Genomic DNA, 16,677 nt, shown 5'->3' on the forward strand with positions numbered 1-16,677 from the left:
ATGTGTAATTTTTGTGACTTTTATATGTAAAGACTATAAAAAAACGCTAGGAACCTTGTTCTATCGCTAAATTTATGGTACGGTTATATTAGAAAACGGAAATAGGTGAAGGTATTTGCCACTTATTGATTTTTGACACCCTACGATCAGCGAATGCCATATGCTTGATTTGTAGTGGTTTTTTTTGCGGAAAAAAAGGGAAAGCAGGTGAGAAAATGGCAGTAGATGCAATTCGATTATTACAAGAAGCAGAGCAATTTGCTGAAAATAAAAACCAAGAAGCGGAAGCAGAAAAAAAACAATTGGCACAAGCACGCGAAGAACGGTTGAAGGCGTTTAAAAAAGAGTTGGCAGAAAAAGAAGCCCAACAAAAAGAAGCAATCAATCAAAAAATCGCAGCTGAGTTAACACAGTCAAAAGAACCGCTCATGGCTAAAACGAAAGCAGAAGTGGAAACACTACGAACGATCCCTAATGAGTTAAAGGAAGAAGCATTGGCAATAATAATAAATAAGGTTGTGACATAAATGGCAATTGCAAAAATGCAAAAGTTCAGTCTGTTGACCTTTTACGATCAGAAAGAAGCTGTTTTAGAGCAGCTGCAAGACTTTCAGGGCGTAGAACTGCTTTCTTCGGAGAAATACTACGATTCTGAAGAAACGACGGGTGTTTTGACACCGGTTCGCGAGGAACAGTCTGAAGAAGAAATGGAGAACCAGTTTGGTCAAGTCAACTGGAGCTTAAATTTTTTAGAAGAATATGTACCCAAAAAAGGAATGCTGGCACAACTGCGGCAACCAATCAAAAAATATACCCTTCAAGAATTGGCTGAAACAGCCCACACCTATCCCTGGCAAGAATTATGCCAGACCCTTCGTAAACAAGACAAACGTCTTCGCTTGATCGATCAAGAAAAACGCGATGTATTAGCACAAGAAGCAGAGCTGTCGATTTGGAAGTATTTTAAAGAGCGTCCAGCGGTTTTAAAGGAATTAAAAAAATCAGGTGGCTTGCTAGGTTCGATTCCCACTTCTGAAATGGCTGACTTTACGACGAACAGTGAGAAGCTGCCGCTCGTCTATGTGGAAACTGTTTATCAATCACAAACAACCACTTATTTACTGGTCCTTTTCCACAAAGATGTAAAAGAAAAAGTAACTTCACTTCTTAAAAAAGTAGCCTTTGAGCAATACATCTACCCTTATGAGGGCATCCCAGAAGAAGATCTGCAAACGATGAAAGAAAAATCCCAACGTTTAATTGATGAAGAAAAAGAGATCAAAGCCTCTCTTCGTGCAATGACAAACGAGCAAGAAACTTTGCGGATCGTTGCCGAGTATTTAGATGGAGCAATCACCCGCTTAAAAAGCAATAAGATGCTTTTACGTTCTACTCATGCGGTCTCGCTTTCTGGCTGGGTTCCTGTTGATGGGACGGCCGAATTAGAAAAACGTATCAAAAAAGGAACCACGGATAACTATTACCTCGAATACCAAGAAGTGACGGAAAAAGAGATTGCTGATGTGCCGATTTTATTAGAAAACGCACGTTGGATCAAACCTTTTGAAGGACTTGTTCGGATGTACAGCTTGCCGCAATATGACGAGTTAGATCCGACACCATTTATGGCGCCTTTTTATATGGTGGCATTCGGGATGATGGTTGCCGATTTTGGCTATGGTTTGCTTTTGTTTCTGGCGACGTTTCTTGGGAAAAAGCTGTTCCACCTCAGCAAAGGGCTGGAACAAAACTTGACCCTCTTTCAGTTATGCTCGATCCCTACGATTATTTGGGGCTTGATCTATGGCAACTTCTTCGGATTTGAATTCTCATTCCAACTGTTGTCTGCCCAGGATGATGTCAACCAGATCTTAGTCTTATCCGTGATTTTTGGGTACATCCAGATCATGTTTGGTTTGGCGCTGAAATTCTATATTCTATGGAAGAAAAAAGACCAGAAACTGGCCGCGATGTTCCAAGCCGGTTCATGGATCGTCTTTTTGATCAGTGTGGCTTTTGTTGCCGCAGGAATGCTGCTTTTCCCTGACACACCGTTACAAACGATTGGGATCGTAATGATCGCTGCCAGTCTATTAGCAGTGGCGATCGGAGGCAGTTTAGAAGGTAAAACCTTAGCCGGAAAAATCGGTTCTGGATTGTACGGATTGATGGATGTGACCAATTATGTTGGTGACTTGATCAGTTACACCCGTCTGATGGCGTTAGGGGTTGCCGGCGGAAGTATCGCCTCAGCCTTCAACTTGATCATCAGCTACCTGCCGCCAGCAGCCCGGTTTACGGTTGGTATCTTATTATTTGTGGCATTGCATGGCCTAAATATTTTCTTAAGTTACCTTAGTGCGTATGTTCATGGTATCCGTTTGCAGTATTTAGAGTATTTTGGAAAATTCTTTACGGGGGGCGGACGTGCCTTTGACCCCTTCAAATCAAATGAAAACTATGTAGAGATCATCTCAGAAGAGAAGTTACAGGAGGACAATAATGGAAAATTGGATTAGTTTCTTTTACGAAAATGGTGGAATTGTTTTTGCAGCTTTAGGTGTAGCGACCGCAACGATTTGCGGCGGTATCGGATCAACGATTGGTGTTGGGATGACCAGTGAAGCAGCGTCAGGCTTGATCTCAGAGCAGCCAGAGAAATTCGGACAAGCGTTGATCTTAGAGTTGCTATCTAGTACTCAGGGGTTATACGGGTTCGTAATTTCCTTTATGATCTTTGGTCAGATCAGCGGTTCGCTCTCATTCGATCGCGGATTGTACTTGTTTATTGCTTCGTTGCCAATCGCATTAACAGCGATCGTAGCCGGAAAATGGCAAGGACGTGCCGCAAGTGCTGCGATGCAGATTCTAGCCAAAAAACCAGAACATGTGACCAAAGGGATTATCTTGGTAGCGATGATGGAAACGTATTGTATTTTAGGGTTCGTTATTTCCTTCTTGCTTGTCTTGAATTAAGAGGAGGGAAAAGTGAATGTCTGATATTACACGTTTAACTGACAAAATAACCGCTGATGCGGAAAAGAAATACCAGCTGCAAATCAAAGAAGCGAAAAAAGAAAGTGAAAATCAAGAAAACTTAAAGCGAACGCAATTAGAAAAAGAACTTAGTGAACGGTTAGCTTTTTATGAAAAAGAAAAACGTGCGACGATGTATTTGGAAATCTCAGATGTGCATATTCAATCAAGAAACAAGGTCTTGGCAGCAAAGCAGTCGGTCTTAGATGAGCTGTTTACTGAGGCTTTGACCCGTTTAAATACGATGGATCAAGCAGCATTTTATGCGTTTATCGCTAATGGCTTGGCGAATGCAAGGTTAACTGGTGAGGTTGAGTTGCTTTTAGGTGAGAAGACCCGCCATTTAGTGGATGAGGAGCTCCTCGCTAAATTGCAGGCATCTGCCCCAGATGTTCAGCTGAAACTGGTAAATAAAACGATCCCTCGTAAGGGTGGCTTTTTGTTGCGACAAGAAGCGATCGAGTTGAATTTTACTTTTGATGCGCTACTAGAAGCCAACAAAGAAGAGTTAAGCAATACGTTACTGCAATTGATTTTTGAACAGTAAGCAGGTGCAAACAGATGAATGACATCAAATACAATACCTTAAATACGAGAATTCGGACGTATGAATCGCAATTATTCGATCGCAGCCGCTATGAGCGGATGCTCTCGGCTGCTAGCGCAGAAGAAATCTACGGTATGTTGCAAGAAACGGTTTATGGTGACTTCATCAACGAGGATGATCGTGTACACGACTTTGAACATGTGTTGATGGCGGAGTTGAAACGGGTATACGACACGATGTATCAGCTGACACCGGAAAAAGCGATCGTTGATTTCTTTGCTTTGAAATATGACTATCAAAATCTGAAAGTCTTGGTAAAAGCGGCGTACATGCAAGAAGATTTTTCTGAATATCTTGTCCCAATTGGTACCCAGCCGCTTTCCGTCCTTAAGGATCTGGTCAAGACCAGAAAAAGCAATCTTGTTGCCAAAGAGATGGTTGATTGTGTGGAAGAAGTCTTCTCTTATATTGAGAACTACCATGAGGTCCAATCGATCGACATCATCTTTGATAACCACTATTGGGAACAATTGTGGACGATTGGCAAAGAATACGACGACGATCTGCTGCAAAGCTTGATTCGTCGACAAATCGATATTTTCAACATTTCAACAACGTTGCGCAGTTACGCGATGAAACGCAAGCGCGGCTTTATCAGCGCAGTTTTAGCCGATCATGGAAACCTACCTGCAAAAGAATTGTTAGCTGAGATCACGACTTCCCTTGAGGCATTTGTGGCATATTTGCAAGGGACTCCTTATAAAGAACTGATCAATCACAGCTATGAAGAGTTGGTAGAGAAGAAGACCTTGAATACCTTTGATATACGCAAAGACAATTTTCTAATGGCGAAGCTCAAAGAACATAAAATTGTTCCTTTTGGCCCTTCAGCATTGGCAGGTTACTTGTACGCCAAGGAAATTGAAAGCAAGAACTTGCGTATTCTCCTAATTGGGAAAATCAATAAGGTGCCGGAAGAGATTTTAAGAAGTCGGGTGCGTGATAGTTATGCATAAAAAAATAGCAATGATGGGTGGTAAGAACTCGATCTTGCCTTTCAAAGGGCTAGGGATCGACATCTTTCCAGTCAGCGATTTGGATGAAGCCGCCCAACAACTAGAAGAAATGGCTGAAGCCTATGGGGTAATCTTTTTGACTGAGCGACTGATCGAACAATTAGAACCGATCGTTCGCCGCTATGAAGAAGTACCGACACCAGCGATCATTCCGATTCCAAGTAGTACGGGTAGTTTAGGGATCGGCATGGCACGAATTCAGCAAAATGTGGAAAAAGCGGTAGGAATGAATATATTAGATTCATAACAGACAAGTCAGCCAGCTAGGAGGAATAAATGTGGCATTTGGCACAATTGAAAAAGTATCGGGACCACTGGTCACCGCCTCAGGATTAAGTGGCGCAAAAATCCACGAAATCTGCAAAGTCAGTGACAAGGGCCTTATCGGTGAGATCATTGAGATCAAAAAAGGGCTGGTTTCGATCCAAGTATACGAAGAAACAGCGGGAATCGGACCAGGCGAGCCCGTGGAAACGACAGGCGCACCATTGTCTGTCGAACTAGCACCAGGTTTGTTGACTCAGATGTTTGATGGGATCCAACGACCATTAGATACGTTTATGTCGCAAACAGAAAGTGATTTTTTGGAACGAGGGGTTACCATCGATCCACTGAATCGCCAAAAGAAATGGACCTTTGTCCCTCAAGTACAAGTCGGTGATACCGTACAAGGTGGCGACATTTTAGGTTCAGTACAAGAAACATCGGTGATCGAGCATAAGATCATGGTGCCACCAAACTATGAAGGAACCGTCAAAGAAATCATGGTAGGGAATTTTGCTATTACTGAAGTGATCTGTGTCTTAGAAACCATTGAGGGTGAAAAAAACTTGACGATGGTTCAGAAATGGCCGGTTCGTCAACCACGTCCCGTTACTGCTAAATTAAATCCAGGCGAACCGCTGGTCACTGGTCAGCGCGTCATCGACACCTATTTTCCAGTGGCAAAAGGCGGCTCAGCTGCCGTTCCCGGACCATTTGGTGCCGGAAAAACGGTTGTTCAGCACCAAATTGCTAAATGGTCGGATGTGGATATCGTTGTCTATGTCGGCTGTGGCGAGCGAGGCAATGAAATGCGGGATGTTATGAATGAATTTCCTGAACTGATCGACCCAAATACCGGCAAGTCCATCATGGAACGAACGGTCTTGATCGCCAATACGTCGAATATGCCAGTTGCTGCTCGGGAAGCCTCAATCTATACAGGCATCACGATTGCAGAATATTACCGAGACATGGGCTATAGTGTTGCTATCATGGCAGACTCAACATCACGTTGGGCAGAAGCGCTGCGGGAAATGAGTGGACGATTGCAAGAGATCCCAGGAGATGAAGGCTATCCGGCGTACCTTGGAAGTCGAATTGCGGAATACTATGAGCGAGCAGGGCGTTTCCATTCATTAGGCACACAGCCTCGGGAAGGAAGCATTACCGCAATTGGTGCGGTTTCACCTGCTGGTGGAGACATCTCAGAACCGGTCACCCAAAATACCTTACGAATCGTGAAAGTCTTCTGGGCATTGGATAGTATGCTGGCGCAAAAACGGCATTTTCCTTCCATCAACTGGATGAATTCCTATTCCCTTTACGAAGATCAAATCAATTCTTATTTAGATCAATTATTAGGCGATCGCTGGTCGGAGCTAGTCAATGAATCAATGGCGATTCTCCAAGAAGAAAGCCGTTTAGAAGAAATCGTTCAATTGGTAGGGATGGATTCTCTTTCTCAAAGAGACCGTTTGACAATGATGACAGCCCGTTCTTTGAGACAAGATTACTTGCAGCAAAACGCCTTTGATGATGTTGACACGTATACATCTCGCAATAAGCAGTTCAAAATGTTGGAGAATATTCTTTACTTTAATGAACAAGCCCAACGTGCACTGCAGCTAGGTGCTTACTTAGATGAGATCACAAAAGGAACGGTTGATCTGCGTGAGCGCATCGCCCGCAGCAAATACATTCCTGAAGAAGAATTGACCCGCTTGGATACGATCAAGCATGACATCAAAGAAAAGTTACAACGAATCATTGAAACTGGAGGTGTTCATTGATGTTAAAAGAATATCGTACAGTTTCCGAAATTGCCGGCCCTTTAATGGTGGTCGAAAATGTTCGAGGCGTTAAATTCGACGAACTCGTTGAGGTCCGCATGGACACAGGCGAGATCCGTCAAGGTCAAGTACTGGAAGTCAGTGATGACAATGCTGTTGTCCAAGTATTTGAAGGTACCAGTAATTTGAGTGCTGAAGAAAGCAAAGCAAGGTTTCTAGGAACTGGTTTAACTTTAGGGGTTTCTCTAGATATGATGGGTCGGGTTTTTGACGGTTTAGGAAAACCAAAAGATAATGGCCCGAGAATCTTGCCCGAAAAACGCATCGATGTAAACGGTGAAGCCATCAATCCGATGGCACGGGACTTCCCGGATGAATTTATCCAAACTGGGATCTCAACGATCGATCATTTAAATACATTAGTTCGTGGACAAAAATTACCAATCTTTTCTGCTTCTGGTTTGCCTCATAAAGAGATCGCTGCTCAAATCGCACGACAAGCAACAGTACCCAGCCAAGAAGGCAATTTTGCGATCGTCTTCGCAGCAATTGGGATTCCGTTTGAAGAAGCTGAATTTTTCGTGGATGAATTCCGCAAAACCGGTGCATTAGATCGATCTGTTTTGTTTATGAACCTTGCCAACGATCCAGCAATCGAACGGATCGCTACTCCTAAGATGGCATTGACTGCAGCAGAGTATTTGGCTTTTGAAAAAGGCATGCACGTCTTAGTGATTATGACCGATATGACGAACTATTGCGAAGCATTGCGAGAAATCTCCGCTGCCCGCCGAGAAGTTCCGGGACGTCGCGGCTACCCAGGGTATCTATACACCAACTTAGCTACACTGTATGAACGGGCAGGACGTTTGATGGGCAAAGAAGGATCGGTTACACAGATTCCGATCTTAACGATGCCAGATGGCGATAAAACCCACCCGATTCCTGATTTGACTGGCTATATCACAGAAGGACAAATCATTTTGTCGCGGGACCTTTACAAACGCAATATCAATCCGCCAGTGGATATTTTGCCAAGTCTTTCTCGGTTGAAGGACAAAGGAACGGGAGAAGGTAAGACCCGTGCAGATCATGCGGCAACGATGAATCAAATTTATGCCGCCTATTCCGATGGGAAAGCTGCCAAAGAGTTATCGATCGTTTTAGGAGAGTCTGCCTTGTCTGATCTTGATAAAAAGTACGCGCGTTTTGCAGATCTTTTCGAAAAAGAGTATGTCAACCAGGGATTTGAAACCAACCGGACGATTGAAGAAACGTTAGATTTAGGCTGGAAGCTATTAGCTACCTTGCCAAAACAAGAGTTGAGCCGTATCAAAGAAGAATTTATCGACGCCTATTACCCAACGGACGAGGATGTGAGTTCTTAATGGCGATCTTAAATGTCAATCCAACTCGGATGGAACTAAGTCGTTTGAAAAAACGGCTGACGACGGCAACCCGTGGTCACAAATTATTGAAAGACAAGCAAGATGAGCTGGTGCGCCAATTCATTCAGCTAGTAAAGAAAAACCAGAAGCTTCGTAAAAAAATGGAAACTGCGCTGCAAGCAGGGATGGAAGAGTATGTGCTGGCTTCTAGTAGTATTCCCGATGTCGTTTTGCAAGAAGCATTTATGATCCCTTTAAATAAAGTGACCCTAGATGTACAAAGTCGGACCATCATGAATATGGATGTGCCAGTGTTAAATCCTGTTTACGAAGAAGAGAGCTCCGATGATGACTTTTCCTACGGTTTTGTAAGTACCACCAGTGAGCTGGATCTCTCGTTGTCTCATCTTGATCAGATGCTGCCAGTGATGCTTCAGTTGGCCGAAATCGAGAAAACCTGTCAACTGATGGCCAATGAGATCGAGCGGACGAGGCGAAGAGTCAATGCGTTAGAGTATATGACGATTCCCAAGCTGACGGAAACCATTCAATACATCGAAAGCAATCTGGCAGAAGACGAACGAGCAACATTGACCCGCTTGATGAAGGTCACAGATATCATTGCGGAAAATGAAGCAAAGTAAGGATTTTGCCAATCATTTGGAAGAATCAAAAAAGGCACGTAGAAGGGGGTTCCTTTCTACGTGTCTTTTTGCTTGTTAAGAGCGTAAGAGCAGTTGGTCATCTTTTAATTCAGCACCGCTATTTTGATGGAACATTTCCATCAATTCAGGGACGGTTAAATGTTGCTTTTGCTCACCGGCAATATCCACGACGATCTTGCCTTGATGAAGCATGATCAGGCGATTGCCATAGCGAATGGCATCTTCCATATCATGAGTAACCATGAAGGCCGTCAACTGCTGTGAACGAATCAATTGATCGGTCAATGCCATGACAGTCAACGAGGTTTTTGGATCTAGGGCAGCGGTATGTTCATCTAATAAAATCAATTTAGGTTGTTGCAACGTTGCCATCAAGAGGGTAATCGCTTGACGCTGTCCGCCTGATAACAAACCGATCTCGGCAGAAAGACGATTTTCTAAGCCTAAGTTTAGACTGGCTAATTTTTCTTGGAAAAACGCGCGATTTTTTGCTTTGACGCCTGTCGCAAACCCTCGGACTTGGCCCCGTTTGTAAGCAAGTGCTAAGTTTTCTTCAACAGTCAAACGAACCGCTGTCCCCATACGTGGATCTTGAAAGACTCGGCTAATATCCTTTGAGCGTTTCGTAACGGATAAACGGGTGATGTCTTTCCCATCTAAGGTGATTTTTCCTTGTTCTGTTGGGATCGTTCCTGCAATACTGTTTAAAAGGGTCGATTTTCCGGCACCATTGCCACCGATGATCGTGATAAAATCTCCGGCATTCATCGTCAGGTCAATGCCTCGCAAGACATGGTTCTCATTGATCGTCCCTTTTTCAAAGGTTTGGTGTAGATTTTCGATTGTTAAGACTGAAGTCATTAGGATTGGCCTCCTTTGGTTTTTGGCAGCATCTTTTTAAGTCCTAGTTTTGAACGAAGCTGCGGTAACGAGAGGCAGATGACTAAGACGATTGCGGATGCCAGTTTGATATCATTGGCTTCGACATTGAACTCGAAAACGACGGCCAGGATAAAGCGATAAACGATCGCTCCAATCACGATGGTGATCAACCGCAAAAGCAAAGATTTATTGGCAAATAAAACTTCTGCAATAATGATCGATGCTAAGCCAATCACGATCGTACCGATTCCGGAGTTTAGGTCAGCAAAACCGTTGTTTTGGGCTAAAAGAGCACCTGAAAGGGCGATACAGCCGTTAGAGATCATGTAACCGATGATCTTCATATTATCGGTGTTGATGCCGTTGGCTTCACTCATAGCTAAATTATCGCCTGTTGCGCGCAATGCTAAGCCGATCTCTGTACGGAAAAAGAGGAACAAGCACAAAATGACGATAGCTGCGAAGAGAAAGCCCGCAAGAATCACGGCATTGTTTTTGGTCAGACCCATTGCTTGAAATTGGGTGAAGACCGTGTCTTGTCCTAACAAGGCAATGTTGGGAGCACCCATCACACGATTTGTGATGGAATAAAGCCCAGTCATCGTGATGATCCCGGCCAACAAGGCTGGGATCTTTAGTTTTGTATGCAGTAGTCCGGATACCAAGCCGGCTAACATGCCACCGCCAAAGCCCATCAAACTGGCTAGTATGGGGGAGACGCCATTCGTAATACTGATTGCAGCGATCCCTGCACCTAATGGAAAACTTCCTTCTGCAGTTAAATCAGCGATATCCAGAATACGGAAGGTCAAAAATACTCCGATTGCCAGCAATGCCCAAAGGATCCCTTGAGAGGTGGCAGATTGTAGTAATAGTAAGAACGTGTCGACTAAATTCATATGATTTCCTCAAATCTAAAATAGTATGGTTATTCTGGGGCAGTGATGCTGGCAGGATCAATCCCTAAAGCTGCAGCCATTTCTTCATTGACGACTAACTCTAAATTCTCCGCTGTTTCAACGGGTGTGGTAGCTGGTTCTGCATCGCCATCTAAAATTTTTGCTGCTAGTTTTCCTGTTTGAATGCCTAGTGATTTATAGTCAATACCATAAGTTGCTAGAGCTCCATCATCGACTTGTTCCACGGAACCTGCGACGATCGGTGTTTTGGTTTCTTTCGCCACTTCACCGACGATTGCAGCAGCAGAGGCAAAGGTATTATCTGTTGGAATATAAATGCCATCGACATCTTTTGCCAGGCTAGTGGTCACTTGCTGCACATCATTGGTGGTATTGGCGGTCAATACTTTAACGTCGACTCCAGCAGCTTTTAAGGCTTCTTCTGCCAAGTCTGCTTGAATTTTCGAGTTAGCTTCACCTGCATTATACATAATGCCGATCGTCTTGGCGTCAGGGACGATGCTTAACAGCAAATTGATCTGCTGCTCAATGGGTACCATGTCTGACGTACCGGTGATGTTGCGACCGGGTTCTTCATTTGAGTCGGCTAATTTTGCCCCAACTAAGTCAGTAACTGCGGTAACCACGATTGGGGTATCAGTGGTTTCATTTGCTAACGAAACAGCAGCAGGCGTAGCGATGCCCAATAAAAGATCAGGGTTGGCATTCACTAGGCGTTCGCTCATACTTTTTAAGTTGTCTTGACTGTTTTGCGCATTTTGGTATTCGATCATCAGGTTTTCACCTTCTGTGTAGCCCGCTTCTGCTAAGCCTTCTTTAAATCCTTCGTAGGCGGCATTCAAGGAGCCATGTTCCACGAGTTGCAAGACACCGACTGTTTTTGATCCGTCGTTTCCCTCAGAAGCATTGTTTGATTCCCCACAAGCTGCCAGTGCCAGTAGTGAAGCCGTTAATAATCCAGTTGTGATCCATTTTTTCATTTTCATTGTAACTCCTCCTATAAACGTTTCTTTTTTAATTGGGGTTTACCTGAACAAAAAAATCCATTCAGACAATCGTCTAAATGGATTCGATCCTATACCAAGCGTAAACGTATATTGGCAACCATTTAGAAGATTTTCTACATGGCTGCAAGTTCAAGTTAAAATGCTTTAGCCATCATAGATACAAACAAAACTCGTTTTGCGGTTTGCATCCATAATGTGTTATGAATACAAACTATCTAAAGTAGCTAAAGTAAAAGATATTCAGTTGTGGGGACACGGTCGTTTTTAACATAAAAAAGTTCCTCCATACTTGAATTGTTTTTAGTATAGACAAAAAAAAGCGGACTGTCAAATGTTTTTCCTGAATTATCTGAAAATTTTTGAATAACAATCAGAAAAAGTCTGAAAAAGATGCTTTGTTTCAACAAATTAAAAAGAAAGAAAAAAACTTTGTTTCATCAAGCTTTCTTGCTTGAAAATAAACAAAGTTTTTCTAAACATCACTCGTTTTCTTCTTTATAATAACGAATGGTATTTTTGATTTCACGAATACTGTAAAGCAGATCATCCTCAAAGGATTGATCTTGATCAATATCGATGGTCTCATTGAACATTGCTTCGTATTCAGCGATCGTTAGTTTTTGACGGGCATCAAGTAACGTTTGGTGAGCAGCTTGTGCTAACTGTTTTTCATAACCGGGTACCAATACGCCGCTGAAAAATTCAGCAACCGCTCCTGAGCCGTAACTAAACAGTCCTATCCGATCATTGGCTTGCAAGCTGGAGGAATTTTCTAATAAAGAGATCAAGCCTAGGTACAATGAACCCGTATACAAGTTGCCGGTCCGACGACTGTAAACGATCGATTCTTCATAGCGAGCCATCAGGCGTTCTTGTTGCGTTTCTTCTTCTTCGGCAAAAACAGCCAATAAGGCTTTTTTTCCCATTTTTGTATAAGGAATATGGAAACTCAATGCAGCGTAATCTTTTGCTGTGCGTTGCGTTTTTTCGCAATGGGCTTGCCAAACTTGTTTAAAGGAATCGATATAGACGGCATTTGACAAGTGGCCATCTACCATTGGATATTGATGACCAACGGGACGCCAAAAATCATAAATGTCTTGCGTCAACATCAAATTATCGTTATCCAACTGCAAAATCGCTGGATCTGCAGAGATCAGCATAGCAACTGCACCTACGCCTTGAGTGGGCTCTCCACCGGAAGCTAAGCCATACCGGGCGATGTCTGAAGCCACCACCAAAACTTTGCTTTTTGGATTGGCTTGTACGTGGGCTTTAGCAAACTGTAAGCCTGCTGTTGCGCCATAACACGCTTCTTTGATTTCAAAGGAGCGGGCAAATGGTTGAATACCCAATAGGCGATGCAAAACCACTGCCGAAGCCTTTGATTCATCGATGCCGGATTCTGTGCCGACGATCACCATATCAATTGCTTGTAAATCTTCTTTTGTGAGGATATCTTTTGCCGCATGCATGGCAAAGGTGACGATATCTTGCGTTTTTTTATTGACCGCCATTTGATCTTGACCGATCCCGATCGTAAATTTATTTGGGTCGACCTCTCGGGCGTGAGCTAGATCAACCATATCTATAAAATAGGGGGGGACATAAAAATTTATTTTATCAATACCAACGTTCATTCTGTCGCTCCTTTATGTTCTACGTACTTAGTAGGCTACACGTTCTAAGGTATCATATTTTTTGAAAAAAATGAAAAAGAATTGATTAGAATTTAAACTTTATTAAAGAAAGTAGAAAAGGGCACAGCAAGCTGATGTGGGGTATTCTTTTTTGGAGGATTTAATGATATATTTCAAGAGGAGGTGACGTACGTGGAAGAAGTTGTCATTATCGACGCACTAAGAACGCCAATTGGCAAATACCATGGGTCATTAAAAGAATATTCAGCAGTAGAGTTAGGAACAATTGCTGCGAAAGCCTTGTTGGCAAGAAACCAACAAGCAAAAGAACATATCGCACAAGTGATTATCGGAAATGTCCTGCAAGCAGGCAGTGGGCAAAATCCAAGTCGCCAAGTTTCCCTGCAAAGTGGGCTTTCTTCAGATATTCCAGCCTCAACGATCAACGAAGTTTGCGGTTCGGGAATGAAAGCGATTCTAATGGGCATGGAGCAAATTCAGTTAAACAAGGCATCAGTCGTCTTGACTGGTGGGATCGAAAGTATGACGAATGCGCCGCTATTCAGTTATTATAACAAGGCGGATGATCAGTATTCAAATCCAGTATCAACAATGATGCATGATGGCTTAACAGACGCTTTTAGTAGCAAACCGATGGGCTTAACGGCTGAGACTGTTGCAGAAAGATATGGCATCACTCGACAAGAACAAGATGAATTTGCCTACCACTCCCAAATGAAGGCTGCCAAAGCACAAGCGGAAAAGAAATTTGAGCAAGAGATCGTACCCGTGACCGAAAAGTCTGCTACCGTTTCCCAGGATGAAGGCATTCGCGCCGCTACGACAGTCGAAAAATTAGCTGAACTAAAAACGGTTTTCAAAAAGGACGGTACGGTGACTGCTGGGAATGCCTCAACCATCAATGATGGGGCTGCCATGGTCTTGATCGCCTCAAAAAGCTATTGTGAGGAGCATCAGATTCCTTATCTGGCAGTGATCAAAGAGATCGTTGAAGTTGGCTTTGCCCCAGAGATCATGGGAATCTCACCAATCAAAGCAATCGATACTTTGCTGACAAAGCAAGCACTGTCGATTGAAGACATCGGTATTTTTGAAATCAATGAAGCCTTTGCAGCTTCCTCGATCGTAGTAGAACGTGAACTTGGTTTGGATCCCAAGAAAGTCAACCGTTACGGTGGGGGCATTTCCCTTGGCCATGCGATTGGAGCAACCGGTGCTCGGATCGCAACGACCGTCGCTTATCAGCTAAAAGACACACAAGAACGTTATGGGATCGCCTCTTTATGTGTCGGTGGCGGGTTAGGGCTAGCGATGCTGTTAGAAAACCCTTCGGCGGCAGCAAGTCAAACCGATTTTCATGAAGAGTCGGCATCAGAAAAAACAGAAAAAAAAAAGTTTTACGCCCTTACGCCTAACGAACGACTAACCTTTCTTGAAGCACAAGGGGCGATCACAGCAGCCGAATCCTTGGTTTTTCAAGAAATGGCATTAGACAAGGAAATTTCCAATCACTTGATCGAAAACCAGATCAGTGAAGTGGAGATTCCCTTAGGTGTGGGGTTGAATCTGCAAGTGAATGGCAAGAGATACAATGTCCCGTTAGCCACAGAAGAACCTTCTGTGATTGCAGCGATGAGCAATGGAGCAAAAATGGCTGGGCCCATTACAACGACCAGTCAAGAACGTTTGCTTCGAGGCCAGATCGTCTTTATGACTGTTCAGGACCCGGATGCCATTTTGGCAAAAGTCAACACAGAGCAAGCGGCGATTTTTGCAGTGGCGAACGCGGCGTATCCCTCGATCGTAAAACGCGGTGGGGGCTTACGACGAGTGATTAGTCGGAACTTCTCGCCAACAGAATCTGAATTAGCAACAGCCTATGTCTCAATCGATTTGTTGGTTGATGTCAAAGATGCCATGGGCGCCAACATCATCAATTCGATTTTAGAAGGAGTGGCCGACCTCTTTCGGAAGTGGTTCCCAGAAGAAGAAATTCTCTTTAGTATTTTAAGTAATCTTGCCACGGAATCGTTAGTAACAGCCACTTGCTCCGTGCCTTTTGACAAACTGAGCAAGATCGGAAAGGGTAGACAGGTTGCCGAAAAAATCGTTCATGCAGCTGATTTTGCCAAGATTGATCCATATCGTGCCGCCACCCATAACAAAGGGATCATGAATGGCGTTGAAGCGCTGATTTTGGCTACCGGAAATGACACTCGCGCCGTTTCGGCAGCTTGTCATGGCTATGCTGCCCGTAATGGTCGCATGCAAGGGCTGACTTCTTGGAAAATAGTAGAAGACCGTTTGATTGGTAGTATCACACTTCCGTTGGCGATCGCCACAGTCGGGGGTGCCACAAAAGTATTGCCAAAAGCCCAAGCGGCGTTGGCTTTGACCGGTGTTGAAACGGCGAGTGAGTTAGCTTCGCTGGCGGCAAGTGTCGGGTTGGCTCAGAATCTGGCAGCTTTGCGGGCATTGGTTTCAGAAGGAATTCAGCAAGGCCATATGAGCATGCAAGCCCGTTCATTAGCTATTTCAGTTGGGGCAAAAGGAACTGAGATCGATCAGCTGGCAGCTAAGCTGCGAGCGGCGAGTCAAATGAACCAAGAGCAAGCCCGTAAATTTTTAACAGAAATACGTAACTAAAAAAGGTTCTCTAGGGAAATTCCTAGAGAACCTTTTGTTTATCGTTTAGAAATCGCCGTGTGGGCATACGCCTCGATCAATGGAATGACTTCTAGTTTTACTTTGTATTTGCGTTCTAGAGCGGTTTCGATGGTAAAAGTATCACTTTCTGTTTCAGAAATTGTTGCTAGAACACGATCTTCTTTCGGGGAAGCTTCGATCACGGTCGTTTCTCCTGAAGATTGTTTTGCAGAAAATTTAGGGAATGCTGCGATTTTTTCGGCAAATGCTGAAAAAGTCATGGATTCGTCAGAATCATCAGCCGTTGATTTTTCCACTTCTTTAGTTTTAGTTGATGCAGGTATAGTTGGTGCCGTTTCTTCCTTCACTTCTGCTGGTTCTTTCGCAGGAGCGGAGGTAGGTGCCGCACTTTCTTGCGGATTGGTCGGTAACCAGTAAGCAGCGATCTCATCGACTAAGTTGTCGCTGAAACGATCAAGTAAGCCAGCTTCTAAGCGTTGAATTCGTTTCACGACGATTTTGAAGTTCTCATCTAAAGGAACAGCGATTTTTTGTTCTTTGGGTGTTTCCTTCAACAATTCAATCAATAATTCCTCTTGATTTTTAGGATTGATATAAACAGTTGTCGGAAGGTCGAACTTATCTGCTGTTTTGCGCTCGATCGCTGTAAACAACTGTTGTCGAGCTGTTTCATAAGACGGGCGGAATTGTTGTTTCAATTTTGCTAATTGTTTCTTTTTCATAATCTTCTCCTCTCGATCACTATCGATTATAAGGAAAATTTGCAGAAAAGAA

The 16,677-nt window shown here is 43.6% G+C and carries 15 protein-coding genes; 10 read left to right on the plus strand and 5 right to left on the minus strand.

Annotated features, from left to right (window positions below; genetic code table 11):
* The first annotated feature begins 215 nt into the window (after positions 1–215).
* The 9 genes from IGJ74_RS06260 to IGJ74_RS06300 are packed head-to-tail and all read left to right on the plus strand — an operon-like array spanning position 216 to position 8,745.
* Positions 216–527, plus strand: a complete 312-nt coding sequence (locus tag IGJ74_RS06260) for a hypothetical protein (RefSeq protein ID WP_218193256.1) — start codon at positions 216–218, stop codon at positions 525–527.
* A complete protein-coding gene (locus tag IGJ74_RS06265) occupies positions 528–2,519 on the plus strand; it encodes a V-type ATP synthase subunit I (RefSeq protein ID WP_218193255.1) in 1,992 nt (663 codons plus the stop codon). It begins immediately after the preceding gene.
* Complete coding sequence (locus IGJ74_RS06270) at positions 2,503–2,976, plus strand: V-type ATP synthase subunit K (protein WP_005237160.1); 474 nt, start codon at positions 2,503–2,505, stop codon at positions 2,974–2,976. Before IGJ74_RS06265 ends, IGJ74_RS06270 begins: the two co-directional genes overlap by 17 nt.
* 16 nt (positions 2,977–2,992) lie before the next feature.
* On the plus strand, positions 2,993–3,583 hold the full coding sequence (locus IGJ74_RS06275; RefSeq protein WP_016621387.1) for a V-type ATP synthase subunit E: 591 nt from the start codon (positions 2,993–2,995) through the stop codon (positions 3,581–3,583).
* Positions 3,584–3,597: 14 nt separating this feature from the next.
* Positions 3,598–4,599: a V-type ATP synthase subunit C gene (locus IGJ74_RS06280; protein ID WP_005237156.1), complete on the plus strand. Its 1,002-nt coding sequence runs from the start codon at positions 3,598–3,600 to the stop codon at positions 4,597–4,599.
* The gene (locus IGJ74_RS06285) at positions 4,592–4,906 is read left to right on the plus strand and encodes a V-type ATP synthase subunit F (RefSeq protein WP_005229240.1); all 315 of its coding nucleotides are present in this window, start codon (positions 4,592–4,594) and stop codon (positions 4,904–4,906) included. The genes IGJ74_RS06280 and IGJ74_RS06285 overlap by 8 nt, the downstream gene beginning before the upstream one ends.
* Positions 4,907–4,937: 31 nt before the next feature.
* On the plus strand, positions 4,938–6,713 hold the full coding sequence (locus IGJ74_RS06290) for a V-type ATP synthase subunit A (RefSeq protein ID WP_008380990.1): 1,776 nt from the start codon (positions 4,938–4,940) through the stop codon (positions 6,711–6,713).
* On the plus strand, positions 6,713–8,101 hold the full coding sequence (locus IGJ74_RS06295) for a V-type ATP synthase subunit B (protein ID WP_005237151.1): 1,389 nt from the start codon (positions 6,713–6,715) through the stop codon (positions 8,099–8,101). The genes IGJ74_RS06290 and IGJ74_RS06295 overlap by 1 nt, the downstream gene beginning before the upstream one ends.
* On the plus strand, positions 8,101–8,745 hold the full coding sequence (locus IGJ74_RS06300) for a V-type ATP synthase subunit D (protein ID WP_016613064.1): 645 nt from the start codon (positions 8,101–8,103) through the stop codon (positions 8,743–8,745). The genes IGJ74_RS06295 and IGJ74_RS06300 overlap by 1 nt, the downstream gene beginning before the upstream one ends.
* Before the next feature lie 75 nt (positions 8,746–8,820).
* Here IGJ74_RS06300 and IGJ74_RS06305 read toward each other — a convergent pair whose 3' ends face one another.
* From IGJ74_RS06305 to IGJ74_RS06320, 4 genes are all read right to left on the minus strand, one after another.
* Positions 8,821–9,627 carry an ABC transporter ATP-binding protein gene (locus IGJ74_RS06305; RefSeq protein ID WP_005237149.1) on the minus strand — a complete coding sequence of 269 codons (807 nt, stop codon included), beginning with the start codon at positions 9,625–9,627 and terminating at the stop codon, positions 8,821–8,823.
* Positions 9,627–10,547, minus strand: a complete 921-nt coding sequence (locus IGJ74_RS06310) for an ABC transporter permease (protein ID WP_005237148.1) — start codon at positions 10,545–10,547, stop codon at positions 9,627–9,629. The genes IGJ74_RS06305 and IGJ74_RS06310 overlap by 1 nt, the downstream gene beginning before the upstream one ends.
* 29 nt (positions 10,548–10,576) lie before the next feature.
* The gene (locus IGJ74_RS06315) at positions 10,577–11,554 is read right to left on the minus strand and encodes an ABC transporter substrate-binding protein (protein ID WP_086332194.1); all 978 of its coding nucleotides are present in this window, start codon (positions 11,552–11,554) and stop codon (positions 10,577–10,579) included.
* A gap of 500 nt (positions 11,555–12,054) precedes the next feature.
* Positions 12,055–13,215, minus strand: a complete 1,161-nt coding sequence (locus IGJ74_RS06320) for a hydroxymethylglutaryl-CoA synthase (protein WP_016613067.1) — start codon at positions 13,213–13,215, stop codon at positions 12,055–12,057.
* Positions 13,216–13,407: 192 nt separating this feature from the next.
* Here IGJ74_RS06320 and IGJ74_RS06325 point away from each other — a divergent pair, with 192 nt between their 5' ends.
* Positions 13,408–15,882: a hydroxymethylglutaryl-CoA reductase, degradative gene (locus IGJ74_RS06325; RefSeq protein WP_218193254.1), complete on the plus strand. Its 2,475-nt coding sequence runs from the start codon at positions 13,408–13,410 to the stop codon at positions 15,880–15,882.
* 38 nt (positions 15,883–15,920) lie between these two features.
* Here IGJ74_RS06325 and IGJ74_RS06330 read toward each other — a convergent pair whose 3' ends face one another.
* On the minus strand, positions 15,921–16,625 hold the full coding sequence (locus IGJ74_RS06330) for a hypothetical protein (RefSeq protein WP_005237132.1): 705 nt from the start codon (positions 16,623–16,625) through the stop codon (positions 15,921–15,923).
* Positions 16,626–16,677 lie beyond the last annotated feature (52 nt).

The organism is Enterococcus sp. AZ009 (genome assembly GCF_050548785.1).
In the GTDB taxonomy this organism is placed as follows: domain Bacteria; phylum Bacillota; class Bacilli; order Lactobacillales; family Enterococcaceae; genus Enterococcus_D; species Enterococcus_D entomosocium.